This window comes from Labrenzia sp. THAF191a, from assembly GCF_009363335.1.
In the GTDB taxonomy this organism is placed as follows: Bacteria; Pseudomonadota; Alphaproteobacteria; order Rhizobiales; family Stappiaceae; genus Roseibium; species Roseibium algicola.
Genome location: NZ_CP045333.1, coordinates 336,592 through 360,216 on the forward strand (window position 1 = coordinate 336,592; position 23,625 = coordinate 360,216).

Consider the following 23,625-nt stretch of genomic DNA (forward strand, 5'->3'; position numbering starts at 1 on the left):
CCGCTTGGTTCGACCGGGTCAAGAGCTCTTTCCCGCGTTGCAGCGAAAAACATGAATGGCCCGTCACTTAATCGATTTGCGTCGCTTTGCCGACGCCAAACTGCCGTTGCAGCGCGGTTTTGGGCGGTTTCCGGAAAGTTGTTTATGGTTTGTAAATCCTTAACGGCAAGAATTGGGCATCGTTCCCGGAGCGTTACCGCCACTCTCCAGCGCACCGGATACCTTGAGCCTACTGAGAGACACTACGCACCGTGTTCCCGTTTCTGTCGACATTCTTCAAGATCGCGGTCATCTCGCTGCTCGTCGGCGCGGGTCTTTCCTTCGTGAACATCACAGCGCAGGACATTCTGGGCTCCGTCGGCATGAGCCCTCTGGAGCTCTGGATCTATCTGCTGGAGTTTCGGGACTGGGCCATTCCCAACATGATCCTGGGCGCCTTCATCGTCGTGCCGATCTGGCTGGTCATCTACCTGATCCGGCCACCGCGAGCGGGATGACATTTCCCGATCAGGCTGTCTGAGCGGTTTTCCGATGTTTCCAGCGATCAACGGTTTCCTGGAAGCTCCGTTTTGCCTTCAGGGCAGTGATCGCCGCGTGGCCTTTGACCGTAAGCGGCAAAAGCAGGCGTCGTGTCGACTGTTCCGTAGCGCCGAACCTGCTTTTGTAACCCTGGTGACCCGTACCGAAACCATAGACCCGAATGTTATTGTCCCGCGCCCAGTAGATCGATTGAACCAGTGCCACCATGCCAGGTGAAAACCGGTGCCATTGCTCCGCCCCGATCGAAATCAAGATAAGGGTGGCGTAGCCATCTTCCACCAACATCGCTACCACGGCGATGGCGTCGTGACCGGACCTTAGCGCCAGAACCTTCAGGGGATTTTCCTGCCCTGCTTGGGCCGCCAGGGCGCGATAGAAGTTTTCCCGGTTATCCTGTTTCATGGAATTGGCGCGGCCGAGAGCTTTGAAACGCTCCTCCTTGGAGACGATCAGAGCTTCGAGAATTTTCACACGCTCTTCAGGGGTCGTTGCTTCGACCAACTGAACGTCTTCGCTTTGAAGCTTGCGAAGGTTGACCCTTGCCTTCTTGTAGATACTTATCCCGGATTTGGCCCCGGCCGCGAGCAGGGCGTCAGTTTCCAGAAAAAGGCTGCTGCTTTCCGCGCTCGCATTTGGATGCACAAAGAAGGGATTATGAGCGCTGCCTATCGATACGTGCAGTTTCTTGATGTCGACCACATCGGCATCCGGGATGGCCTCGATCATGGCGGAGATGACCGCCTGCACCGTTTCATCGCCTTCGCTTGCGAGCGCCTCGCTCAATACCGGGCCGTTCTGGTCTGCCACGCCGAGGTCGGGAGTGGATGCGATGCGAACCGGACCTTTCCTGAAAAGGATCAACGGCAGCAATGCAATCGGGTCTTCCAGGCCGGCGCGATAAGCGGCAAGCACCCCGAAAGTGTCGCAGGCAGCAGGTGCCATTTCCTGAAAAAAGCACTCGACGAACCGCGGTGCCTGAAAAGCCGAACATATGGCTCCGCCGGGTAGTGAAGCCCAAAGCGAGCGCAAAAGGTCCGCGCCGGGCTTCTCATGCCAGACAACATGAAGCTTCTGCCCAGCCACCTGCCCGCGGAAGGTTTCCTTTCCTGCCACGACCGACATCTCCGTCACGTATCGACCCCATTCCTGCGCAACGCGATCTGTAGCATATCCTGAGCGGCACGATGCGCTTCACGGGCACCGACAAAGAGCCGTCCACGCGTGCTGAGTGGCATAAGAAGACGTCGGGAAGGTTGCTCGACCCCACCGAACCGCTGCTTGTATTCCTGTTGTCCTGTGCCGAAGCTGAACCAGCGAACACCGGTTTGCGCAGCGTGCTGTATCGCCTTGGCAAACAACACCATGCCCGGCGAAAAGGCATGCCACCTCGGATCCCCGATGGACACCAGCACGGCGGTCGCCTGGGAACCAGACATCATCAACACCATGGCCGCAACGGTCTCTTCTGCGCACTTCAGCGCGATGGCCCTGAAAGGCGAGGACGAAGCTTCCATCTGCGCAAGGCGGATGTAGAAGTCAGCACGATCTTCACGTTCCAGACTGTCCTTACGCCCGAGCTGTCGGAATCTGTTGCTGCGCTGCGCCGCAAGTGTCTTGAACAATTCAATTCGCTCTTCAGGCGTTTCAGCCTCAACCAGGCTGACACCTTCATTCACGAGCCTGCGAAATTTGGATCTGGTCTTCTTGTAGATGGACTTGCCGCACCAATTGTCCGATCCCTCTCCATCGCGAAGATCGAGGAGAAGGGAACTGTTCTGGGAAATGGTTTCCGGCATAAAGTTCAATGGGTTTTCCCGGGCGTCGATCCGGCCATGCAGTTTATGTATGTCGACGATATCCGCATCGTGGAGACGTTCAAAAAATGCCCGGATCATTGCAACCCGGCACTCTCTGGAAGCCCGGCATCCTGCACCAAGAACCGGTGCATTCTGATCGGCGAGACCAAAATCCGGCATGCCAATGACCCGGATTGGGCCACGCTGGAACCGCACCAGCGGCAACAGCATACAGGGAGTGGCATCCTCGCCTTGCTCCGCGAAAACGCCCACCGAGAAGCGGTAATCACCTGTCTTCAGTTTGGTTTCCTGCAAAGCTGCAAGAAACTCCGGCGTCTGAAACGGTGTCGACACGACGCCGCCCTTCAACGAAGACCAAAGACCGCTCATTTCCGAAAGCGTTGGAGCTTCGAGTTCACGAACCTTTATCCGGGAAATAGCGCTGCTTTCCAGAGCCAGTAGATGCTCTGTTTCCCGCAATGCCATCACTCGCAATACCCCAATAAAAACCACCGGCCCGGACACATCAATGAAGTGTACCGCCTGGCCGTAAAATAGGCATGGTTTTGTTAAAATTCAGTATTGCCTACAGAATATCACCGACTTCTGGAAGGTTCGGAAATCATCAACCTTCCGCGCCAAAGGCCGCCCTTTCGTCCCGCTCCTTTTGCGCCTGTTGCCGCTTGGTCGCAATGGAGGCGGCAATCACGCCCATGGTGACCAGAGCAACGAGAATGGTACAGACCGCATTGATTTCCGGTGTTACGCCAAGGCGCACCTGTGAGTAGATCTTCATTGGCAGCGTGGTGGCGCCTGGCCCCGTGGTGAAGCTGGCGATCACCAGGTCGTCCAGAGACAAGGTGAAGGCCAGCATCCAGCCGGCAATGACCCCGGGAAGGATGATGGGCAAGGTGATCAGGAAGAAGGTTTTCACCGGCGGGCAGCCGAGGTCTTCTGCGGCTTCCTCGATCGACTTGTCGAAGCCGACCAGACGCGACTGGACGACAACGGCCACATAACAGCTGGCGAAGGTGGTGTGCGCCAGCATCACGGTCCAGAAACCACGCGTATAGTCCATGGCCACGAACAGCAGCAGCAGCGACAGGCCGAGGATCACTTCCGGCATCACAAGCGGCGCGAAGATCATGCCGGAAAACAGAGACCGGCCGACGAAGCGTCCGGACCGCACCAGCACAAGTGCAGCAATGGTGCCGATGATCGTTGCCAGTGTGGCCGACGCAAAGGCAACCCGCAGGGTCACCCAGGCCGCATCGAGCAACTGATCATTCTGCAGCAGCGACGCGTACCACTTGGTGGAGAACCCGCCCCAGACCGTCACCAGACGGCTCTCGTTGAAGGAGTAGATCACCAGCAGCACGATGGGCAGGTAAAGGAACGAAAAGCCTACCACCAGCGAGGTGATGTTGAACCAGGTCGGGCCGCGCGTCATCCGTCTCTCTCCGACATTTTCTGCTGCTGGTTCTGGAAGAGCACGATCGGAACCACCAGGATCAACAGAAGGATCACGGCAACCGCAGAAGACACCGGCCAGTCGCGGTTGTTGAAGAACTCGACCCAGAGCGTCTTGCCGATCATCAGGGTGTTGGACCCGCCAAGAAGATCCGGGATGACGAACTCACCGACGGCGGGAATGAACACCAGGAAACACCCCGCGATGACACCGGGCAGCGACAACGGCACGGTGATTTTCCAGAAGGCCTTCCAGGGTGGGCATCCAAGGTCTTCGGCGGCTTCCAAAAGGCTGCCGTCCAGCCGCTCCAGGCTGGCATAAAGCGGCAGAACCAGGAACGGCAGGTAGGAATAGACGATGCCGATAAAGACCGCGATGTTGGTATTCATGATCACCAGCGGTTCGTCGATGATGCCGAGCATCAGGAGAAGCTGGTTGAGCAGGCCTTCGTTTTTCAGGATGCCGATCCAGGCGTAGACGCGGATCAGGAAGCTGGTCCAGAACGGCAGGATCACCAGCATCAGCAGCGTCGGACGCAAGGATTGCGGACTGCGTGCCATGCCATAGGCGATCGGGTAGCCAATGATGAGCGTCAGAAGCGTTGAAATGGCCGCGATAACAACCGACGACAGATAGGATTTCCAGTAAAGGTCGTCTTCCGTCAGCCAGACATAGTTCTCGAAGGAGAATTCCGAGACGCTTTCCCAGATACCCTTCCAGCCTTCTGCCAGATCGAAGGTCGGCACATAGGGCGGAATGGCGACGGCCACCTGGGACAGGGAAATCTTGAAGACGATCAGGAACGGCGCCAGAAAAAAGATCAGCAGCCAGATATATGGCACCGAAATCAGCAGCCAGCCGCCGAGCGTCCGTTTGGGTTGAGCGGGAACGTGTACGTCGGACATCGTTTCCTCCTACCCTTTTAGAATGACGCCGGCGTCCCGGTCGAAGGACATGACGACCTCGTCATCCCAGGTAATCGGGTTTTCGACCATGCGCGACACATTGGCGAAGGTCGCCCGCAGCGTATCGCCGTCGTCGTCGCCGACTTTCGAGTGGATGATCGACATGTCCCCCAGGTAGGCGATGTCCCAGACAACGCCGTCGATCCGGTTGGGGACGCCCTTCTCGCGGCGCCCCTGGGCAATGCGGACCTTTTCCGGACGAATGGCATACCAGACCCGATCGCCGACGGCGGCATCGGTCACCTGATCACTTTCGATGGAGAAGTTGTCCGCGACCGAACGCAGCTTTGTACCGGCGTCCGATTTCTCGATGACATTTGCTTCGATCAGGTTGATGTCGCCGATGAAGTCGGCAACGAACTTGGAATTGGGCGCTTCGTAGATTTCGGCCGGGGTCGCAACCTGCACAAGTTCGCCCTTGTCCATGACGGCAATACGATCGGCCACTGTCATGGCTTCTTCCTGGTCGTGGGTCACGATCAGGAAGGTCATTTTCAGTTCTTCCTGAATGTTCATCAGCTCGAACTGGGTCTCCTCACGCAGCTTGCGGTCAAGCGCGCCGAGCGGTTCATCCAGCAGCAGCACCTTGGGGCGCTTGGCGAGCGAGCGAGCCAGCGCGACGCGCTGGCGCTGACCGCCGGAAAGCTGGTGCGGACGACGTTTGGCGAATTGTTCCAGCTTGGTCAGCCGCAACATTTCGGACACGCGCGCATCGACTTCCGAGGCCGGCAACTTGTCCTGCTTCAAACCGAAGGCAATGTTCTTCTCGACGCTCATGTGCGGAAACAGCGCGTAGGACTGGAACATCATGTTGGAGGGACGCTTGAAGGGCGGAATTCCCGCCAGGTCCTGGCCATCCAGAAAAATCTGCCCGGAAGTCGGCGTCTCGAAACCCGCCAGCATGCGCATCAAGGTGGTCTTGCCACAGCCCGAGCCACCAAGCAGCGCGAAAAACTCGCGCTCGTAGATTTTCAGGGACAGGTCTTTGACCGCGGTGAAATCACCGAACTTCTTTGTGACATTCCGGAATTCGATAAACGGTGCCTTGTCCGGATCGTCCCACGGGCTGTAGGCCCGACGCACCGGTCCAATCGATTTCTTCGCCAAAACAATCTCCCACCCCTAAGAGACCTTCCCAAGACTAAATCGCCGGACCCTTGGAAAGGGCCCGGCGGTGTTCGTGTTCGCTTACTGGCCGCTCTTGACCGAGGTCCAGGTGCGGGTCACGACCCGGTTCACCTTCGGAGGATAGGGGGTGACGGTGTAGAGGTTCTTCACCGCTTCCTCGGTCGGGTAGATCGCCGGATCACCGATCACGTCCTCGTTGAGGAATTCCTGCGACGCCTTGTTGCCGTTGGCGTAGTAGACGACGTTGGAAGCCTTCGCCATCACTTCAGGACGCATGATGTAGTTCAGGAACTCGTGCGCCTCTTCCTTGTGCGGAGCATCGGCCGGGATCGCCATCTGGTCGAACCACATCAGCGCGCCCTCTTTCGGGATCGAATATTCGACGGTCACACCGTTGTCGGCTTCCGCCGCACGGTCGCGCGCCTGCAGAACGTCACCGGACCAGCCAACCGCAAGGCAGATATCGCCATTGGCAAGAGCGTTGATGTATTCGGAAGAATGGAACTTCTGGATGTACGGGCGAACCGACATCAGGAGCTCACCGGCCTTTTCGATTTCCGCCGGGTCCTTGCTGTCCGGATCGAGACCCAGATAGTTGAGGGCTGCCGGGATCAGTTCGGTCGGAGCGTCCAGGATAAACACGCCGCAATCCTTCAGCTTCTCGATGTTCTCCTTCTTGAACAGGAGATCCCAGCTGTCCACCGGCGGGTTGTCGCCGAGCGCGGCCTTCACCTTGTCGACATTGTAGCCGAAACCGGTGGTGCCCCACATGTAGTTGATCGAGTGCTTGTTGCCCGGATCATACTTGTCGACGCGTGCCTCGATGTCCTTCCACATGTTGGACAGGTTGGTCAGCTTGGACTTGTCGAGTTCAGAGAAAACACCGGCCTGAATCTGGCGAGCCAGGAAGGTTCCGGTCGGGACGACGACATCGTAGCCGGTACCGCCTGCCAGAAGCTTGGTTTCCAGCACTTCGTTGCTGTCGAACACGTCGTAGACAACCTTGATGCCGGTTTCCTTGGTGAAGTCTTCCAGGATGGTCTCGTCGATGTAGTCGGACCAGTTGTAGACATTCACGACCTTGTCCTGGGCGAATGCGGCACCGCTCATCAGGCTGAGAACGGCGACCCCGGTCAACATGGATTTAAACGTCATTTGAGAACTCCCCTCAGAGTTTTGTCAGTGGCCCTTTGATGGCCTAGTGCCTGAATGCAAATGGACATTTGCGCTGTTTGCGTCTTGTCTGTCCCGCAGATTGGCTATGGCGCCGGTTTTTGTCCAGCGTCGATTTTGGGCAGCAGCCGATCACAAATACGTCTGTCGCTCAAGCGACGAGATCTCCCGCCCAAATTCGTTCAGTTCCTCCCGTTTGATCTCGGTAAGTACCTTGTGCATTTCCTTTCCGACTGCCTGTTTCATCAGCTTGGAGGCTTCAAAAGCATCAATGGCTTCGTCCATCCAGGGGGTCAGTCGCTTCTTGCGTTTCTCGTAGGCATTGCCGGTCACGGGCGCAGGCGGATCCTTTTTCAGCCTGAGGCCTTCCATCATGCCGGCGAGAATGCCTGTCAGCACAAGATAGGGGTTGGCGTCGGCACCTGCGATCCGGTGCTCGACACGCGCAGCTTCCGGTGTCGAGGCAGGAACGCGCAACGCCACGGAGCGGTTGTCGTAGCCCCAGCAGATGGAGGCTGGCGCATAGGAGCCAGGCTGCATCCGGCGGAAACCGTTGAAGGTGGAAATGAACAGCAACAGAGCTTCCGGCATGGTCTTCAAAAGACCGTTGATGGCATATCCCAGCCGGTCTGCGCCGGTTTCCGGATCCGCGAACAAATTGCCCTTATCGTCTTCCATGGACACGTGCACATGCATGCCGTTGCCGGGCCATTCCACAAAAGGCTTGGCCATGAAGGACGCCTTGAGCTCGTGCTTGCGCGCGACCCCCGCCACCAGGCGGCGCAGCATGACAACGTCATCGGCCGCCAGGAGCGGGTTGCGGCGATGGTGCAGGTTGAGTTCGAACTGGCCGGGCGCGGCTTCGGAAACCGCAGCGTCCGCCGGAATGCCCTGAACCTCGCAGGCCTTCCGCAGATCGTCCACCACCGGCAGCAAGGCCTCCAGGTCGGACAGCGCGTACATGTTCTGGCGGGCCGGGCCGAGATGGGTGGAGAACAGCGGCTTGGGCTGCTCCGTCCAGTCACCGTCACTTTCCTCGAACAGATAGAATTCCAACTCGAAGGCGCAGGTGGCGGTCACGCCGAATTCGTCCTTCAGCCGGTCGACCATGTTTTCCAGAACGTGGCGCGGGTCTGCCAGGAATGGATCGCCGTCCCGGTCGTACATGGACAAAAGCACCTGGGCGGTCTTGCGGTCGGTCCAGGGAACAAGCTTCAGCGTTTCGGGGATCGGCCAGCAGACACCGTCCTTGTCACCCGTTTCCAGATGCATGCCGGTGGCCTCGACCTCGCGGCCCCAGACATCCAGCCCGTAAAGCGAATAGGGAAAGGCCACGCCGCCCTCGAACACCTTTTCGAGCGCCTTGCCCGGCAGCCACTTGCCGCGCAGCACGCCGTTGGTATCGGGCAGAATGACCTCGAGCGTATCAAGATCGGGATGGGCGGCCATGAAGGCCTCGAAGTCCGTCTTCCAACCGGGCAGCGCCGGATGCTCGAGGATCTGGTGGGGAAGCTCGTTCATTTAGAGTTTTTACGCCCCTGCGTCTTGCTGGACTGAGCCGTCCGCACTCCTGCGGCAGCCGGCAGCTTTTGTTTGCGTCCTTTTCAAAAATGTGATCACTTTCGGAAAACCCTGTCAAGCGGGATCGCATAAATTGACCGTTTGACTTTTTCGGGAGGACGTCTTTGGCCCTTCGGCAATCCGCTTTGCAATCCGGCCCCGTGAAGGAGGCCAGCGGCCCCTCCACGTCCCGTGGCGCAACTCGTGGGCAGGTCGACAATGCCGTCCGGTCCGGGCTGCTTACAGGCCGGTTCATACCTGGAAAAGCCGTGACAATCCGGGGGCTTGCCGCGGAACTTGGCGTAAGCCCGATGCCAGTGCGCGAAGTGCTGCAACGGCTTGCGGCTGAAAACGCTCTCGAGGTGAAACCGAACGGCCGGGTACAGATACCCGACATGACCCCGGCCCGCTTCGACGAGGTGCTGAAAGCAAGACTTCTTCTGGAACCGGAACTGGCCGAACTGGCCCTGCCGCTCCTGACATCCAAGGATGCAAAGGACCTTCAATCGATCGATGACGACATCGACGAGCGGCTCACAAGTGGCGATGCAGAAGCCTACATGCGACTCAACCACGCCTTTCACTTTCGCATTTACAGAGCGTCCGGGTCCAAGGTTCTGCTGCCGCTGATCGACAGTCTCTGGCTGCAGTTCGCGCCATTCATGCGCACGGTTTACGGACGGGTCGGCACTGCAAGCCTTGAGGACCGTCACAAGGAAGCCATCCGCGCGATCGAAGATCAGGACGGCCCTGCACTGCGGGCCGCAATCGCGGCCGATATTGCCGACGGCATGGGGCTTCTCGGCAAGGAAATCCTGTCAAATGCATCAGGCGGTTGATCCTTTTTGAAAGCCATGTCATTTTGTGATCACAAAATGATTTCTCCGACCCGGGACAGCCCCATGCAGACAGGCACTTGATAACGCCCCTGTTTGCCGTCCAAATGGCCTTCCCTGCCCCGGCCAAAGTGCCAAAACCATTGGAGCTTCTTGTGACTGCTGAAACGCCTGCCAGCGAAAGCGAAAATCCGATCGACAGCCTGCGCGGCGTTCCGGATGTCGATGCGGCCCGTGACTGGCTCAACGCGCGCAACATCCAAGACATCGAATGCATCGTTCCGGACCTTGCCGGTGTTGCCCGCGGCAAGATGATGCCGACTGGCAAGTTTTTCTCCGGCCCGGTGATGACGATGCCTGCTTCGATCTTCGCGCAGACGATCTCGGGCGATTATCCGGACGACGACGACTGGTTTCAGCACAACCCCATCGACGGCGATCTCTATTTCAAGCCCGACTACAGCACCCTTACCACCGTGCCCTGGGAAAGCGACCCGACCGCGCAGCTGATCCACGACGCCGTCACCCGGCAGGGTGCACCGGTCGAGACCGCCCCGCGCAATGTTTTGAAGCGTGTTCTCAAACTCTACGAGGACAAGGGCTGGGAACCTGTCGTGGCGCCGGAAATCGAGTTTTACCTCGTCCGTCCGAACACGGATCCTGACTATCCGCTTGAGCCGCCGCGGGGCCGGTCCGGCCGTCCGGAAGTCGGCCGGCAGTCCTATTCGATCTCCGCACTGAACGAATTCGACGACCTGATCGACGACATCTACGACCTGTCGGAACAGCAGGGCCTCGAGATCGACACGATGATCCACGAGGAAGGCGCAGCGCAGATGGAAATCAACCTGCGCCATGGCCAACCGCTGGCCCTGGCCGACCAGGTGTTCCTGTTCAAGCGCACCATCCGAGAGGCCGCGCTTCGTCACGAGATGTATGCCACCTTCATGTCGAAGCCGATGTCGAACCAGCCCGGTTCGGCCATGCATATCCACCAGTCGGTGGTCGACAAGGAAACCGGCTTAAACATCTTCGCAGACGAAAACGGCGAGGAAACACAGGCGTTCCTGTCGTTTATCGCCGGTCACCAGCGGTTCCTCCCGCGGGTCACCTGCATCATGGCGCCTTTCGTCAATTCCTATCGCCGGTTCTCCAAGACCTCGACCGCACCGGTGAATGTCTACTGGGGCTACGACAACCGCACGGTGGGTCTGCGTGTGCCTTATTCCAACGCCCAGGCACGTCGTCTGGAAAACCGGGTGCCGGGGTCCGACGTCAACCCGTATCTCGCCATCGCCGCGAGCCTTGCCTGCGGGTACCTGGGAATGGTCCACGGGCTCAAGCCGGATTCCCCGAAATCCGACGACTGCTCGGAACGGTCCAAGTCCCTGCCGCGAGGTCTGCCAGAGGCGCTGGCCAAGTTCGAAAAGTCCGACGAGATGATCGAGGTATTCGGCGAACAGTTCGTCGCCACCTACCGGGCGATCAAATACGAGGAATTTGAAACCTTCATGTCCGTGATCAGCCCCTGGGAGCGGGAATACCTGCTGCTCAACGTCTGATCCCGTCTGTCACTATCCGGAGCGTTCGCCAATGACGGCCCATTCCAACATCTATCCGACCAAGGCCCTTCAGGAACTCGATGCCGCCCATCACTGGCATCCTTTTTCCGACATGAAGTCGCTGAACCAGGAAGGCAGCCGGGTGATCACCCATGCCGACGGTATCTGGCTGACGGATTCGGAAGGCAACCGGATCCTCGACGGCATGGCCGGTCTGTGGTGCGTGCAGGTTGGCCATGGCCGCAAGGAGATTGCGGATGCGGTCTACAAGCAGATGAACGAGCTGTCCTATTACAACACGTTCTTCAAGACGACCCATCCGCCTGCGATTGCCTTGTCTGAAAAGCTGGCGAAACTGGCACCCGATCACATCAACAGGGTGTTCTACTGCTCGTCCGGGTCCGAGGCCAACGACACCGTATTCCGCATGGTCCGCACCTATTGGGACAAGATGGGCAAACCGGACAAGAAGGTGATCATCGGTCGCTGGAACGGCTATCACGGCTCGACGCTCGCCGGCACCAGCCTCGGCGGCATGAAGGGCATGCACCAGCAGGGCGGCCTTCCGGTTCCGGGTGTGCATCACATCGACCAGCCCTACTGGTTCGGTGAAGGCCATGAAATGAGCCCGGAAGAGTTCGGCGTCTTCGCCGCGCGCAAACTGGAAGAAGCCATTGACGAAATCGGTGAGGACAAGGTTGCGGCCTTCATCGCCGAACCGATCCAGGGCGCTGGTGGTGTCATCATTCCGCCGGAGACCTATTGGCCGGAAATCCGCCGTATCCTCGACGAACGGGATATCCTCTTCGTTTCCGACGAGGTCATCTGCGGCTTTGGCCGTCTCGGCGAATGGTTCGGCTCGACCCACTACGGCATGAAGCCGGACCTGATGCCGATCGCCAAGGGCCTGACGTCCGGCTATCTGCCGATGGGCGGTGTCATGGTGTCCGATCGCGTGGCCGAAGGCCTGATGCTTTCGGGTGAAGAGTTCTACCACGGCTACACCTATTCCGGTCACCCGGCCTGCGCCGCGGCTGCACTCGCCAACCTGGAAATCATCGAGCGCGAAGGCCTGGTGGAACGCGTCAAGAACGATATCGGTCCCTATCTCAAGGAACGCTGGCTGAAGCTGGGCGATCACCCTCTGATCGGCGAAGCCCGCATGACCGGCCTAGTCGGGGCGCTGGAACTGGTGCCGGACAAGAAAAACCCGCATCGGCCGTTCAAGGACGTCGGCACGGCAGGCACCATCTGCCGAGACATTTCCTTCGGCAACGGCATGGTCATGCGCGCGGTGCGCGACAGCCTGATCATCTCGCCGCCGCTGGTCCTGACCCACGAGGAGGCGGATATTCTGGTGAAGACCGCCGAGAAAACCCTCGACGAGACCTATCAGGTCCTGAAGCGTGACGGCTGGATAGGCTGACATCGACAGCCGAACCGGTTGCGGGGACGATAAAACATGCGTCATCTTGGCATCGGTTCGGCTTCTCTTAATTTGCTAACATCCGAATATAACCTGATCGGTGATCGAATCGGCTCGGGGCCAGCATGCTGCCTTTCTGAAGGCGGTCCACCTGCAAAATGGTAATCCTGGGTGAGAGGCATTGATGTTCGGACGTGTTTTCAGACTGGGAAAGCGGGATTTCTCATCCCTTTCCGAACAGGAAATCCTGGCGCTTGCGATTTCCTCCGAGGAGGACGATGCCCGCATCTACAAGGCTTATGCCGACGGTTTGCGTGACCAGTATGCGCAATCGGCCAAAGTCTTCGACGACATGGCCGCAGAGGAAAACCAGCATCGGCGGAGACTGATCGAACAGCACCGGGCGCGGTTCGGCGAAACGATCCCTCTCATACGACGGGAACATGTGCGCGGCTATTACGACCGCAAGCCCGACTGGCTGGTGCGCCCCCTCGGACTTGAGAAAGTCCGTACCATGGCCGAGGAAATGGAGGCGCAGGCCTACCGCTTCTACACCGAAGCTGCCAAGCGCACCTCGGACGCAGGAACCCGCAAGCTACTGGGCGATCTTGCGGTTGCCGAGAAAGGCCACGAGAGTCTCGCCCAGCGCCTTGGAGCCAAACACACGCCCGACGACGTGCAGGAACAGGAGCGCCAGACCGAACGCCGGCAGTTCATCCTGACCTACGTCCAGCCGGGCCTTGCCGGTTTGATGGACGGCTCGGTATCAACGCTGGCCCCGATCTTTGCCGCCGCCTTCGCGACGCAGGATACCTGGCAGACCTTCTTGGTCGGCCTGTCGGCCTCCGTCGGGGCGGGCATATCCATGGGCTTTACGGAAGCTGCCCATGACGACGGCGTGCTCTCGGGACGCGGTTCGCCGCTGAAGCGCGGCCTCGCCTCGGGCATCATGACCGCCCTCGGCGGCCTTGGTCACGCCCTGCCCTATCTCATTCCAGAATTCTGGACAGCGACAACTGTCGCCGCATTCATCGTTTTCATCGAATTGTGGGCCATTGCCTGGATCCAGAACCGCTACATGGAAACACCGTTTCTGCGGGCAGCCTTCCAGGTTGTCCTCGGTGGTTCGCTGGTCTTTGCGGCAGGTGTTCTCATCGGCAACGCCTAGCAGATCACACGGATCGGAATTGCCCGGTTTAACGGCCGGCAACTCTGCCTTTCGGCAAGGCCATGTCCTGATCGCAGGCAAGTTTTCACTTTTTTTCGGTCGGCTGTCGGATAAGCTCGCGCCTGCACGTTCCTTGGGTATCAATCCAAGCAACCGGAGGGACCCACATGCTTTTTTCCGTTTTGATTTACGCCAGCGAAGATTTCATTGATGCTCTGCCACCGGAAGAGCTTGCCACCGTTTATCAGAAACACGGCGCCTTTCACGAACACACCAAGACAAACAACTCCTTCGCCGTTGCAACCAAGTTGATGTCGACGGGAACGTCGGTCACGATCAACAGGGACAAGGACGACTTTATTGTCACCGATGGTCCTTTTGCTGAAACGAAAGAGCAGTTCATGGGCTTTTATGTGATCGACTGTCCGACACTGGAGGACGCCATCGAGGCGGTGAAGATCCTGCCGCTGGATCATGGCCGCATCGAAATTCGTCCGGTGGAATTCTTCGAGGGAGCCGATTTCAAGAATGCCGAGCGCCTGGTTATCAGCGCATCTTAGGGCTGCCCGCCCGCGCGTCCTGGCAGCGCTCAACCGCGTCTTCGGCGACATCGACCTTGCCGAGGATGCTTTTCAGGACGCCTCGTTGAAGGCGCTCAAGGCGTGGTCACCCGACCGGATGCCGGCGGATCCGGTTGCCTGGCTGATTATAGCCGGACGCAATGCCGGTATCGATACGCTGCGGAAACGAAAAAAGGAAACCCTCACCGCACCGGATGATCTCGAGCCTCTTCCCGAAGGCCCGCACCCGGAAGACGAGCTGACCCAATCGCTGGATCATGCCGTCTACCGGGACGACATCCTGCGCCTACTGTTTACCTGCTGCCACCCGGTGCTGCGCCGGGACCAGCAGATTGCCCTTTCCCTAAAAATTGTCGCTGGTCTTTCTGTAGAGGAGATTGCCCGTGCATTTCTGGTACAGGCCAAGACCATGGAACAGCGCATCACGCGCGCAAAGAAACGGCTGCAGGCGGCCAAACTGAGCTATGAGGAGCCGGACAGAACAGCCCGTGCCGAGCGACTTTCCGCCGTAGCCAATGCCATCTATCTGATCTTCAACGAAGGCTATGCGGCTTCACAGGGCGAAGAACTGATCCGCGAGCCCCTGTGTGAGGAAGCGATCCGCCTGGCCCGCCTGATCGTTCGGCTGTTTCCCGAAGAACCGGAACTGCGCGGCTTGCTGGCCCTTTGCCTGATCCAGCATTCCCGCCGCAAGGCCCGGCTGAGCCGGAGCGGCAGCGCCATCACGCTGGAAGACCAGGACCGTTCGCTTTGGGACCGGAAACTGATCGCCGAAGGCAACATTCTGCTTGAGGCCGCCTTGCGCAAGGCGCGGCCCGGCCCCTTTCAGATCGAGGCCGCCATTGCCTCGACCCACACCCAGGCTGCGACCTACGCAACCACCGACTGGGTCGAGATCGACCGGCTCTACCGCGCCCTGGAACATATTCGGCCTTCACCGGTTGTCGCGCTCAACCGCGCCGTGGTCCAGGCAAAGCTGAACGGAGCACAGGCCGGCTTGTGCAGCCTGGAGCAACTGGCCGGCTCTCTGGAGCGCTACCCGAACTTTCATGTTGTCCGCGCTACCTTTCTGGAAGAACTGGGCCTGATCGAAGAGGCTCAGGCTGCTTACCGCAAAGCGCTGGAATTTGCGGGAACCGATGTCGACCGCGACCATATCCGCCGGAAGATGAAGGTTTCTGGCGGACAATAGGCCTGTTTCGAGCCTCGTCTTGTTCAGATCCGGTCAGACCAAAAAAATTTTCACCCCCTGTCGGGTCTGCCTGTCGCCCGTCGTCCTCTGATCACCTGGCACTGCCAGGCAATTGTTTTCAACACAGAGGATGAAAGACATGAGCACTCCGTCGCAAATACATGGCACGTTCAGCTGGATGGAACTTCACTGCGCTGACGGTGCCAAGGCGCAGGCCTTCTACTCCGACCTGCTCGGCTGGGGCACAAAAACCGTGGATGTGGGCGTAGGCCCCTACACCATGATCATGAACAATGAAAACATGATCGGCGGCTTCCCGTCCATGGAAACTGAAAGTCCCCGTTGGCTGCCGTATGTGACTGTCGACAGTGTCGATGCGCGTGTCGAAAAGGCCCGTGCGCTTGGTGCGACGATTGCAATGGAACCGATGAGCATTCCAAACGTCGGCCGCATGGCAACGATCGTCGACCCGCTCGGAGGCGTGATCGCGATGATCACATACGATGAGCCGACAGACGCGTGATTGCACCTGCCGCTTGAACCTTCAGCAGCCCCGGCCTTGTGCCGGGGCACGCCTGGTGGAATGCGGCCCGCAATTGCCTTTCAAAATCTGGCTGACAGAGCCGCTCATGATTACGTGACAGTTCTGACGCTGGCGCTCCTCGTGATCTTTCCGGGACAGGTGCCGGCACAGTTTGTCCGCGTCAGAACAGCTTTCCGTGCCGGCCGCCGATCAGAACTTGTACCAGAGAAACAGACCGCCATGGCCGTTGAGCGCCTCTCCCCGGTCTTCAACGATCGGGCTATCGGCCATACCGCCGAGAAGAACCGACCCGCCGACGAGGCCACCGACGCCCCAGTTTTCGGTTACGGCAAATCTTGAAGAGACATCCACGCTCACATCCCGGAAGCCGGCGTCGGCCTTGTATTCCTTGAGACCGCTTGCGGCCGCGCCTTTTGCGGTCACGGAATAGTAGGCGTCAGCATAGGTGCCGTCGACAAAGGTCGTGGAGACATCAAGGCCGATAGCCAGACGCTGGGTTGCGTTGATTTCGTAACCCAGGCTGAATGTGGCCGTTGTGCCGCTGTCGCCGATGACGTCATGGGCAATCTCGACACTGGCTCCAAGTGAATCGCGATCGAGCAGCAATCCGGCGTAGCCACCACCTGCCGTGGCACCAACCCAGAGCTCCTCGTCAACATCGGGAAGCTTGTCGACAACATTGTCGGACACATCCTTGCGGCCCGTGCCGTAACCAATAAGCGGCCCGGCGTAAAAGCTGTCGAAAGGCAGCACGTTGGCGGTCGCCGTCAAACCGTTGAACTTGACGAAATACGGCCCCTTCTGCACAGACGCGATGATGCCGGGAACGAAACCGTAGTCCTTGGAGCCCAGATATTCCGGACCGAAGAAGGGACCAGCGCCAACCAACACGCTCCAGTCCTTCTGTTCCTCCCCCATGGCAGGACATGCGACAAGCGCGAGACTTGCAAGGACGCTAGCCCGCACATAACACTTAGACGACATAAGACAACCCTTCTGCATTGCGACCCCAGCAATGTTGTCACTGTCTATATGCGGAATTTTCAGCCGTCAACGAAAATGTTGACAGTGTCTACTTATGGAGGAAACAGGCCTGAGCGACCCGAAATATCACCACGGCAATCTGAAAGAGGCCCTGATCCAGGCAGGGCTGGACATTCTGCGCGAAGATGGACTTGAAGCCCTGTCGCTGCGGGCGTGTGCCGCCCGTGCCGGCGTTTCGCATGGAGCGCCGAAGAACCACTTCGCCAATCTTGCCGTCCTGCAGGCAGCCATCGCGACGGAAGGCTTCCGGCAGTTTGCCGGCACGATGCGCCGTTACATGGCGGATGCGTCCAACGATGCCCGTGAACAGATACTCGCAAGCGCCCGCGGTTACATTGCCTTCGTTGAAGAGAACCCGCATCTGTTCCGGCTGATGTTCTCCATGGAACGACAGATCGACATCTATCCGGAGCTTCAGCCGGCCAGCCGCGAAGCCTATGCGGTTCTAAGGGAGGTCTCCGAAGGACTTTCACCGGAGAATTGCGAAAACCCCGTTCACCGGACTTCCGTTGAAACCATGCTGTGGGCGTTCATTCACGGCTATGCCAATCTGAAGGCAAATCGGCAGTTCTATACGGCCAATGCGGAAACCGGACGAGACCCGGCGCTGGAGGAAATCTTCCCCCAACTGCTTTACCTGACCAGAAACAAGGAAGTCTGACGGCCGCCTGTCCGAAAACCCTATGCCGCTCCGCAGTGCTCCACGCGGTTGCGGCCGCGTTCCTTCGCCTGGTAGCAAAGCCGGTCCGCTTCGGCCAACAGGGTATCAAGACAGGCTGCATTGTCGTGCTCGACAGCGACGACGCCGAGGCTTGCGGTAACGCGAACCAGTTCTCCGTCTCCTGCGGCAACCGGCTCACAGCAGACGCTTTGCCGAATTTTCTCGGCTTCTGCCACTGCGTCCCTGATCTGGCTGTTCGGAATCATGATGGCGAATTCCTCGCCGCCCATACGCCCCAGAAGACTGCCCGGCTGCAACGTGCCTTGCACGCGCCGCACGAAGCTGACCAGGACGGTATCACCGGCTGCGTGTCCGTAAGTGTCGTTGACCGACTTGAAATGATCGAGGTCGACCATCAGCAGGGCAAAGCCGTTCATGCCAAGGGAGAGGCTGCGGGAGACCTCCTCGCGGAAGGCGTTGCGGTTGAGTACGTCGGTCAGTTGGTCGTGCGTGGCAAGATATTGCAGACGGACCAGCAACGCGTTCCGGCTCTGCGTGACGCAGGACAACATGATAGGCGCCAAGGCAACAAGGGAAATGCCGAGCCGGATGGAAATGAGCGTCATCACGTCGAGCTGCAGGGAGCTGCTGTCGCCAAGCCCGTTTGACAGGATGACGAGACCCCACACGCCAATGCACAGCGTCAGTATCGCTGTCGGAAAGACCGGATAGACGACACCACACCACAAGAGCGCCGGAACCGGAAACGCAATGGCGCCAGGCCCTCCGACGACGGCTCCTGCAATACAGGAGATCAGCAGCAGGATCAGCGGCGCGCGTTTTTCCTGCCTCAACCGGGCCAGCAGACCGGAAAAGTCCGGCAACGTTCCTTCCAGCTTCGGTGCCGACAGGATAACCGGCAAAAAGGAGATGTAGTTGACCAGCTCGGTCGTCGACCAGAATATCCAGCCGGGAATGACACCCCCGCCGAAGAGGATCGGATTTGCGATGCCGCCAACAAGCCCTGCCACGGAAGCTGCGATAGCCGACGCCACTGCGAGATGGAGAAGGGCCAACGGTTGTTGCAGCCGAACGGAGGAAGCAGGCAAATATTTATAGACCTGATACCCGGCAGCCACCCCAACCATGTTGGCCGCATTCAGCAGCACGGCCTTTTCGAGCGTCGCTCCTGTCAGAATATCCGCTGCCAGGTAACCTACGGCAGCAGCAACCCAGCTCTGCCAACAAGCCGATTTCGGCAAACGAACCAGCAGTCCGAGGAGAATTGCGTTGGCCGGCCAGACTGCTGCCAGGAACCCGGTCGGCCGGGTAAGAATGCCGAAGATGCAAGCCAGGAACACCACCAGACCCAGCAAGAATGGTACGCGCATTTCAGGCCTTGCGACCCGCTCCAGGACACCGTCCTTTCCGTATAAATTCGCGACCACTGTTCTCTCCATCTGCGACAGCTCGAATTAAAATAATTCAGGCATTCGCCGTCGGACGTTCCGCAATTTCCCGAAGTGCGCCCTTTGTTTCGGAAGGTTTCGGAAACCGAATCCCTTGATCCATCTGAGGCATGGTGAGGGTGTTTATCTAACGAACCAATAAAAACACAAGCACAAAGTATGCATTAACTTCCGGAGCGCGGATGTTTTGCATTAAGTTCACGTGGAGCGTTGACTTCGATTAGGCTGAACGACATGCGGCATCACGAAAAGACCACGACGCCGTACCAGACACCAGCTTAGAGCACCGTGTGCCGCAGGCCGCCGTTGACTTGCAGGATCTCACCCGTCATTCCGCCGGAAAGATCACTGAGCAAATAGGCAGCAGCTCCGGCAACTTCCTCTGCAGTGACACCGCGGCGCAGGAACGACTGCCGCGAGAGAACCTCGTGAACCTTGCGGAAATCGGGCAGGACACGCGATGACGTGGTCGGGACCGCGCCGGCGGAAACACCGTTCACACGTACGTTTTCATGGCCAAGTTCCGCCGCCAGCGCCCGCACGGAGTGTTCCAGTGCAGCCTTGGCGACACCCAGGACCTCGTAGCCGGGCACCACCCGCTCACCGCCCAGGAAGGTCAGGGCAACAACGGATCTGAGGTTCGGGTTGCGACGCTGCACCTCCCGCACCAGGGCGATGAAGGCATAACAGCTGGTGCTGATCGTCTTCAGAAAGTTCTCTTCGCTCGTCCCCAGCAGGCCGTTCTGTCCGGCTTCGCCGATGTCGGTTTTCGCCAGGCAGAACACCATACCGGTGAGGTCGGTCAGATCATCAATCGCATCGATGGACTGCGGATAATCCAGGAAGCGGATGTCGTGATGTGGCGTTTTGGCAGACAGCTTTTCCGGTCGGCGCGATGTCAGCACGGTTTCCCAACCGTTCTGATACATGTGCTCGCCGATTGCCAGGCCGAGCGATCGCTTTGAACTGACCCCGACCACAAGCACCTTGTTGGTCTTTACTGCGGGCTTCCTCAGATCGAAGAGCGTTTCGAGGGTGCGAGTGACGGCCATTTAGCGACATTCCTGCTGAGGACCGGAACCGGCCTGCGGTATTGGATTTCGGGAAACAATTGGCAATGCCCCGGTATCCCCGTTTCGACGCCACATTGCCTCGTGCGCCAGTGCCGGTTCGCCGGCAAATCATTTTGCCGCCAGACCATATGACGTATAATAAGTCAGTCTTGTGACAATGCGATTCACAGCCTGTAACCGGATGTTTCAATCCACTGACGAACTGCATTCCGGTTGCTGACACAAACTGGACAGGCAAAACACTTGCCGTGGTTCGGTTTCACCTTTTCCTTCGACAGCAAAAGACCATAGGCGAGCGCCTGAAGTCTTCGACCATGTCGACTGCCTCTTGCAAGGATGGCAGCTCGCAAACAAATGGGGACCCCGCCTTGCGAGGTCCCCTGAAACGCTCGTTCGAATTTTGTGCCGCCGGCCTATGACCATTGGCGCAAGACGGGCAGCCCCGATCCGCTTACTCCGCAGCGACCGCCAGGTCCCGGTGGGAGCGGCGCGCCCACGGGCGTGTTCCTTCCGGGATTTCATCGACCGTGCCGACCGGCTGCAGATATTTGGTGACCTCGGGCCATTCACCGGCCTTCAGGGCTTTCAGCACTTCCGGCTTGGAGATCTCGAACGTCGACACACCGCAACGGCGTGCCAGCGGCACCTGGTCGAGAATGTATTTCCCGAGCGCGCGGATATCACCCTTATAGCCGATCTGCTCACGCAGGATGCGGGCTGCGGAAAAGCCGCGGCCATCGGAAAAGCTCGGAAAGTCGACGGCAACCAGTGCCAGCCGGTCGAGATAGTTTTCGATCAGCTCGACATCGTCACCAGCCTCGACGATGACGGCGGTTTTACCGTCACGTGCCAGATATGCATCCGGGTCGATGAGAAACACGGTCATCGGTACAAGCGCATCGCCTTCGACAGAAGTGCCGGTTTCGGCATCTGTCCGCGTCCAGCTTTCCTCGACGAAATCGCCGTCCTTGAAAATCGTTGCCATTCTTTGCGTCCTCAAAATCCTCTATCGGCAGCGGTCAGATACCACTGCCGTCAACTTCCTTGCCATGGGTCGGCCAGTGAATGCCGCATTCCGTCTTGTCCTGGCCGCGCCAACGTCCGGCCCGGGGGTCCTCGCCGGGGGCAACCTTGCTGGTGCAGGGCAGGCAGCCGATGGAGGGGTAGCCTTGCGCCACCAGCGGATGCGGCGGCAGATCATGGGTCTTGGCATAATCCAGAATTTCGGCAGCCGTCCAGTCCGCCAGCGGGTTGACCTTCACCCGGCCTTCGTCGATTTCGAAGAACTCCAGGCTGGAGCGACTTGCGCTCTGGAACCGCTTGCGGCCGGAAATCCAGGCTTCGAACCCGTTCAAGGCCTCGGCCAGCGGCACCACCTTGCGGATGTGGCAGCAGGCGTCGGTATCGCTCATCCAGAGCATGCCCGCGGGATCTTCCCTGGAGAGATCATCCTTGTTCGGCTTCTGGGTGCGGACATCGGTCAGGCCGAGCTTCTCGATCAACTCATCACGATAGAGCAGCGTAGCCGGAAACAGTTTGACCGTGTCGACGAAAACGACCGGCGTCGACGGGTCGATCTGGGCAACCATATGCAGGAGCACCGCTGAATCGGCCCCGAAGCTGGAGACCATGGCAATGCCACCGGCGAACTGGTGGCGGATGGCCGCCCTCAGGACGTCGTCCGCGGTTGCATCCTCGAACTGGGCGTTGAGTGCGGCGACTTCCGCCTGCAAGCCCAGCTCCGGATCAACACCTAGGCTGAATGTCTCATGCAGCGCCATAAAGGGCCTCCTTGAAGGGATCCTCCCCAACCCGGCGATAGGCTTCCAGGAAGGTCTCTTCTTTGCCGTTCCGCAGGCCGAGATAGGTATCGACCAGCTTCTCGATGGCATCGACCACTTCTTCAGACGAGAAGCCGCGACCGACGATTTCACCAATGGACGCGTTTTCGTTGGCGGAGCCGCCAAGCGTCACCTGATAGAATTCCTCGCCCTTCTTCTCCAGGCCGAGAATGCCGATGTGGCCGACATGGTGGTGACCACAGGCGTTGATGCAGCCGGAGATCTTGATCTTCAGCTCACCGATCTCGGCCTGCCGTTCCGCAGCACCGAAGCGTTCGGAGATCCGCTGCGCAACCGGAATGGAGCGGGCGGTTGCCAGGGCGCAATAGTCCATGCCCGGGCAGGCGATGATGTCGGTGATCAGACCGGCATTGCCCTCCGCGATACGCGCGGCCACCAACTCGTCGAACAGCGCCGGCAGGTCGTCCAGCTTCACATGCGGCAGGATCACGTTCTGCTCGTGACTGATGCGGAGCTCGTCATGACCGTATTTCTCGGCAAGGTTCGCGATCACATCCATCTGCTCATCCGACGCATCGCCCGGGATGCCACCGATCGGCTTCATGGACAATGTGACGGAGGTATATCCAGGCACCCGGTGCGGGTTGAGGTTATGTGCCGTGAACTGGGCAAAGGCTGCATCCGCCGCCTTGCGTGCTTCAACGGCAGCCGAGGTCGCATTGCCCACTTCCAGCGGAGGCGGAGCAAAATAGGCTTCGATGCGGCGCACTTCCTCGTCCGGCAGACGCAGGACCCCGAAGCGGATCTTTTCGAATTCGGCCTCGATATCCGCCTTCAGTTCGTCCAGACCGGTTTCATGAACCAGGATCTTGATGCGGGCCTTGTACTTGTTGTCGCGGCGGCCGTAGCGGTTATAGACGCGCAGGATCGCTTCCGAGTAGGCAAGCAGATCTTCCTCGGGAAGGAAGTCGCGCACCTTGCGGCCGATCATCGGCGTACGACCAAGTCCACCACCGACGAAGACCACGAACCCGATCTCACCGGCATCGTTGCGTGCGAGCTGCAGACCGATATCGTGAACCTGGACGGCAGCACGGTCGTTCGGTGCGCCTGTGATGGCGATCTTGAACTTGCGCGGCAGGAACGAAAACTCCGGATGCAGCGATGACCACTGGCGCAGGATTTCCGCATAGGGGCGCGGGTCGGCGATCTCGTCGGCGGCAGCACCGGCGAAGTGATCCGCGGTCACGTTTCGAATGCAGTTGCCCGACGTCTGAATGGCATGCATCTCGACTTCTGCCAGCTCTTCCAGGATCTTCGGCGTATCTTCCAGTTTCGGCCAGTTGAACTGGATGTTCTGGCGCGTGGTGAAGTGGCCGTAGCTCTGGTCGTACGTGCGGGCGATATGGGCAAGCTTGCGCATCTGCCGGCCATTGAGCGTGCCATAGGGAATGGCAACGCGCAGCATGTAGGCATGGAGCTGCAGGTAGAGACCGTTCATCAGGCGCAGCGGCTTGAACTCGTCCTCGGAAAGCTCGCCAGCCAGACGGCGGCGGACCTGGTCCTTGAACTGCTCGGTACGCTGGTTCACGAAGCTCGCGTCAAATTCGTCGTAACGGTACATGTCTCAATCT

General features: G+C 59.0%; 22 protein-coding genes. 9 read left to right on the forward strand and 13 right to left on the reverse strand.

The window, feature by feature from the left end; translation table 11 throughout:
• The first annotated feature begins 251 nt into the window (after window positions 1-251).
• Window positions 252-497, forward strand: a complete 246-nt coding sequence (locus tag FIV05_RS01550; protein ID WP_006940008.1) for a DUF6460 domain-containing protein — start codon at window positions 252-254, stop codon at window positions 495-497.
• Between the two features lie 10 nt (window positions 498-507).
• Here the strand turns inward: FIV05_RS01550 and FIV05_RS01555 are convergent, their stop codons facing one another.
• From FIV05_RS01555 to FIV05_RS01585, 7 genes are all read right to left on the reverse strand, one after another.
• Window positions 508-1,653 carry a GNAT family N-acetyltransferase gene (locus tag FIV05_RS01555; protein WP_173013746.1) on the reverse strand — a complete coding sequence of 382 codons (1,146 nt, stop codon included), beginning with the start codon at window positions 1,651-1,653 and terminating at the stop codon, window positions 508-510.
• Window positions 1,654-1,667: 14 nt separating this feature from the next.
• Window positions 1,668-2,822, reverse strand: a complete 1,155-nt coding sequence (locus tag FIV05_RS01560; RefSeq protein WP_152508443.1) for a GNAT family N-acetyltransferase — start codon at window positions 2,820-2,822, stop codon at window positions 1,668-1,670.
• 139 nt (window positions 2,823-2,961) lie between these two features.
• Window positions 2,962-3,786 carry an ABC transporter permease subunit gene (locus FIV05_RS01565; protein WP_023002185.1) on the reverse strand — a complete coding sequence of 275 codons (825 nt, stop codon included), beginning with the start codon at window positions 3,784-3,786 and terminating at the stop codon, window positions 2,962-2,964.
• Complete coding sequence (locus FIV05_RS01570; RefSeq protein WP_152508444.1) at window positions 3,783-4,712, reverse strand: ABC transporter permease subunit; 930 nt, start codon at window positions 4,710-4,712, stop codon at window positions 3,783-3,785. Before FIV05_RS01570 ends, FIV05_RS01565 begins: the two co-directional genes overlap by 4 nt.
• 9 nt (window positions 4,713-4,721) lie before the next feature.
• Window positions 4,722-5,879: an ABC transporter ATP-binding protein gene (locus FIV05_RS01575; RefSeq protein ID WP_152508445.1), complete on the reverse strand. Its 1,158-nt coding sequence runs from the start codon at window positions 5,877-5,879 to the stop codon at window positions 4,722-4,724.
• 81 nt (window positions 5,880-5,960) lie between these two features.
• Complete coding sequence (locus FIV05_RS01580; RefSeq protein WP_031269801.1) at window positions 5,961-7,055, reverse strand: polyamine ABC transporter substrate-binding protein; 1,095 nt, start codon at window positions 7,053-7,055, stop codon at window positions 5,961-5,963.
• 150 nt (window positions 7,056-7,205) lie between these two features.
• Window positions 7,206-8,594 (reverse strand): glutamine synthetase family protein, encoded by a 1,389-nt coding sequence (locus FIV05_RS01585; RefSeq protein ID WP_152508446.1) that lies wholly within the window; start codon window positions 8,592-8,594, stop codon window positions 7,206-7,208.
• Window positions 8,595-8,794: 200 nt separating this feature from the next.
• On the opposite strand from FIV05_RS01585, the gene FIV05_RS01590 reads away from it, so the two are divergent.
• The 7 genes from FIV05_RS01590 (at window position 8,795) to FIV05_RS01620 (ending at window position 15,921) form a co-directional block, all read left to right on the forward strand.
• Window positions 8,795-9,472: a GntR family transcriptional regulator gene (locus FIV05_RS01590; protein WP_152511782.1), complete on the forward strand. Its 678-nt coding sequence runs from the start codon at window positions 8,795-8,797 to the stop codon at window positions 9,470-9,472.
• Between the two features lie 152 nt (window positions 9,473-9,624).
• Window positions 9,625-11,031, forward strand: coding sequence for a glutamine synthetase family protein (locus FIV05_RS01595; protein WP_031269805.1), 1,407 nt, complete (start codon window positions 9,625-9,627; stop codon window positions 11,029-11,031).
• Between the two features lie 31 nt (window positions 11,032-11,062).
• The gene (locus FIV05_RS01600) at window positions 11,063-12,457 is read left to right on the forward strand and encodes an aspartate aminotransferase family protein (protein ID WP_152508447.1); all 1,395 of its coding nucleotides are present in this window, start codon (window positions 11,063-11,065) and stop codon (window positions 12,455-12,457) included.
• Window positions 12,458-12,641: 184 nt separating this feature from the next.
• Entirely contained in the window at window positions 12,642-13,625 is a 984-nt protein-coding gene (gene mbfA / locus FIV05_RS01605; protein ID WP_152508448.1) for an iron exporter MbfA, read from the forward strand.
• Between the two features lie 167 nt (window positions 13,626-13,792).
• Window positions 13,793-14,185 (forward strand): YciI family protein, encoded by a 393-nt coding sequence (locus FIV05_RS01610; RefSeq protein ID WP_152508449.1) that lies wholly within the window; start codon window positions 13,793-13,795, stop codon window positions 14,183-14,185.
• Window positions 14,154-15,398, forward strand: a complete 1,245-nt coding sequence (locus FIV05_RS01615; RefSeq protein ID WP_152508450.1) for an RNA polymerase sigma factor — start codon at window positions 14,154-14,156, stop codon at window positions 15,396-15,398. The genes FIV05_RS01610 and FIV05_RS01615 overlap by 32 nt, the downstream gene beginning before the upstream one ends.
• Before the next feature lie 139 nt (window positions 15,399-15,537).
• Window positions 15,538-15,921, forward strand: coding sequence for a VOC family protein (locus FIV05_RS01620; RefSeq protein ID WP_152508451.1), 384 nt, complete (start codon window positions 15,538-15,540; stop codon window positions 15,919-15,921).
• Between the two features lie 210 nt (window positions 15,922-16,131).
• Here the strand turns inward: FIV05_RS01620 and FIV05_RS01625 are convergent, their stop codons facing one another.
• Window positions 16,132-16,926, reverse strand: coding sequence for a MipA/OmpV family protein (locus FIV05_RS01625; RefSeq protein ID WP_173013747.1), 795 nt, complete (start codon window positions 16,924-16,926; stop codon window positions 16,132-16,134).
• Window positions 16,927-17,020: 94 nt separating this feature from the next.
• On the opposite strand from FIV05_RS01625, the gene FIV05_RS01630 reads away from it, so the two are divergent.
• Window positions 17,021-17,647 (forward strand): TetR/AcrR family transcriptional regulator, encoded by a 627-nt coding sequence (locus FIV05_RS01630; RefSeq protein WP_152508453.1) that lies wholly within the window; start codon window positions 17,021-17,023, stop codon window positions 17,645-17,647.
• Window positions 17,648-17,667: 20 nt separating this feature from the next.
• On the opposite strand, the gene FIV05_RS01635 is transcribed toward FIV05_RS01630, so the two are convergent.
• From FIV05_RS01635 to FIV05_RS01655, 5 genes are all read right to left on the reverse strand, one after another.
• Entirely contained in the window at window positions 17,668-19,095 is a 1,428-nt protein-coding gene (locus tag FIV05_RS01635) for a sensor domain-containing diguanylate cyclase (RefSeq protein WP_173013748.1), read from the reverse strand.
• 299 nt (window positions 19,096-19,394) lie between these two features.
• Window positions 19,395-20,168, reverse strand: coding sequence for an SDR family oxidoreductase (locus FIV05_RS01640; protein WP_023002200.1), 774 nt, complete (start codon window positions 20,166-20,168; stop codon window positions 19,395-19,397).
• A 472-nt stretch (window positions 20,169-20,640) separates the two neighbouring features.
• Window positions 20,641-21,174 carry a DUF934 domain-containing protein gene (locus tag FIV05_RS01645; RefSeq protein ID WP_152508455.1) on the reverse strand — a complete coding sequence of 178 codons (534 nt, stop codon included), beginning with the start codon at window positions 21,172-21,174 and terminating at the stop codon, window positions 20,641-20,643.
• A gap of 34 nt (window positions 21,175-21,208) precedes the next feature.
• Window positions 21,209-21,970: a phosphoadenylyl-sulfate reductase gene (locus FIV05_RS01650; protein ID WP_023002202.1), complete on the reverse strand. Its 762-nt coding sequence runs from the start codon at window positions 21,968-21,970 to the stop codon at window positions 21,209-21,211.
• Window positions 21,957-23,615 carry a nitrite/sulfite reductase gene (locus FIV05_RS01655; protein ID WP_152508456.1) on the reverse strand — a complete coding sequence of 553 codons (1,659 nt, stop codon included), beginning with the start codon at window positions 23,613-23,615 and terminating at the stop codon, window positions 21,957-21,959. Before FIV05_RS01655 ends, FIV05_RS01650 begins: the two co-directional genes overlap by 14 nt.
• Window positions 23,616-23,625 lie beyond the last annotated feature (10 nt).

Coding starts and splice junctions, on each gene's coding strand:
- FIV05_RS01560 (WP_152508443.1), bottom strand. CDS start 2,822: ATGGCATTGCGGGAAACAGAGCATCTACTGGCTCTGGAAAGCAGCGCT.
- FIV05_RS01565 (WP_023002185.1), bottom strand. CDS start 3,786: ATGACGCGCGGCCCGACCTGGTTCAACATCACCTCGCTGGTGGTAGGC.
- FIV05_RS01570 (WP_152508444.1), bottom strand. CDS start 4,712: ATGTCCGACGTACACGTTCCCGCTCAACCCAAACGGACGCTCGGCGGC.
- FIV05_RS01580 (WP_031269801.1), bottom strand. CDS start 7,055: ATGACGTTTAAATCCATGTTGACCGGGGTCGCCGTTCTCAGCCTGATG.
- FIV05_RS01585 (WP_152508446.1), bottom strand. CDS start 8,594: ATGAACGAGCTTCCCCACCAGATCCTCGAGCATCCGGCGCTGCCCGGT.
- FIV05_RS01600 (WP_152508447.1), top strand. CDS start 11,063: ATGACGGCCCATTCCAACATCTATCCGACCAAGGCCCTTCAGGAACTC.
- mbfA (WP_152508448.1), top strand. CDS start 12,642: ATGTTCGGACGTGTTTTCAGACTGGGAAAGCGGGATTTCTCATCCCTT.
- FIV05_RS01610 (WP_152508449.1), top strand. CDS start 13,793: ATGCTTTTTTCCGTTTTGATTTACGCCAGCGAAGATTTCATTGATGCT.
- FIV05_RS01615 (WP_152508450.1), top strand. CDS start 14,154: ATGCCGAGCGCCTGGTTATCAGCGCATCTTAGGGCTGCCCGCCCGCGC.
- FIV05_RS01620 (WP_152508451.1), top strand. CDS start 15,538: ATGAGCACTCCGTCGCAAATACATGGCACGTTCAGCTGGATGGAACTT.
- FIV05_RS01625 (WP_173013747.1), bottom strand. CDS start 16,926: ATGTCGTCTAAGTGTTATGTGCGGGCTAGCGTCCTTGCAAGTCTCGCG.
- FIV05_RS01630 (WP_152508453.1), top strand. CDS start 17,021: ATGGAGGAAACAGGCCTGAGCGACCCGAAATATCACCACGGCAATCTG.
- FIV05_RS01640 (WP_023002200.1), bottom strand. CDS start 20,168: ATGGCCGTCACTCGCACCCTCGAAACGCTCTTCGATCTGAGGAAGCCC.
- FIV05_RS01645 (WP_152508455.1), bottom strand. CDS start 21,174: ATGGCAACGATTTTCAAGGACGGCGATTTCGTCGAGGAAAGCTGGACG.
- FIV05_RS01650 (WP_023002202.1), bottom strand. CDS start 21,970: ATGGCGCTGCATGAGACATTCAGCCTAGGTGTTGATCCGGAGCTGGGC.
- FIV05_RS01655 (WP_152508456.1), bottom strand. CDS start 23,615: ATGTACCGTTACGACGAATTTGACGCGAGCTTCGTGAACCAGCGTACC.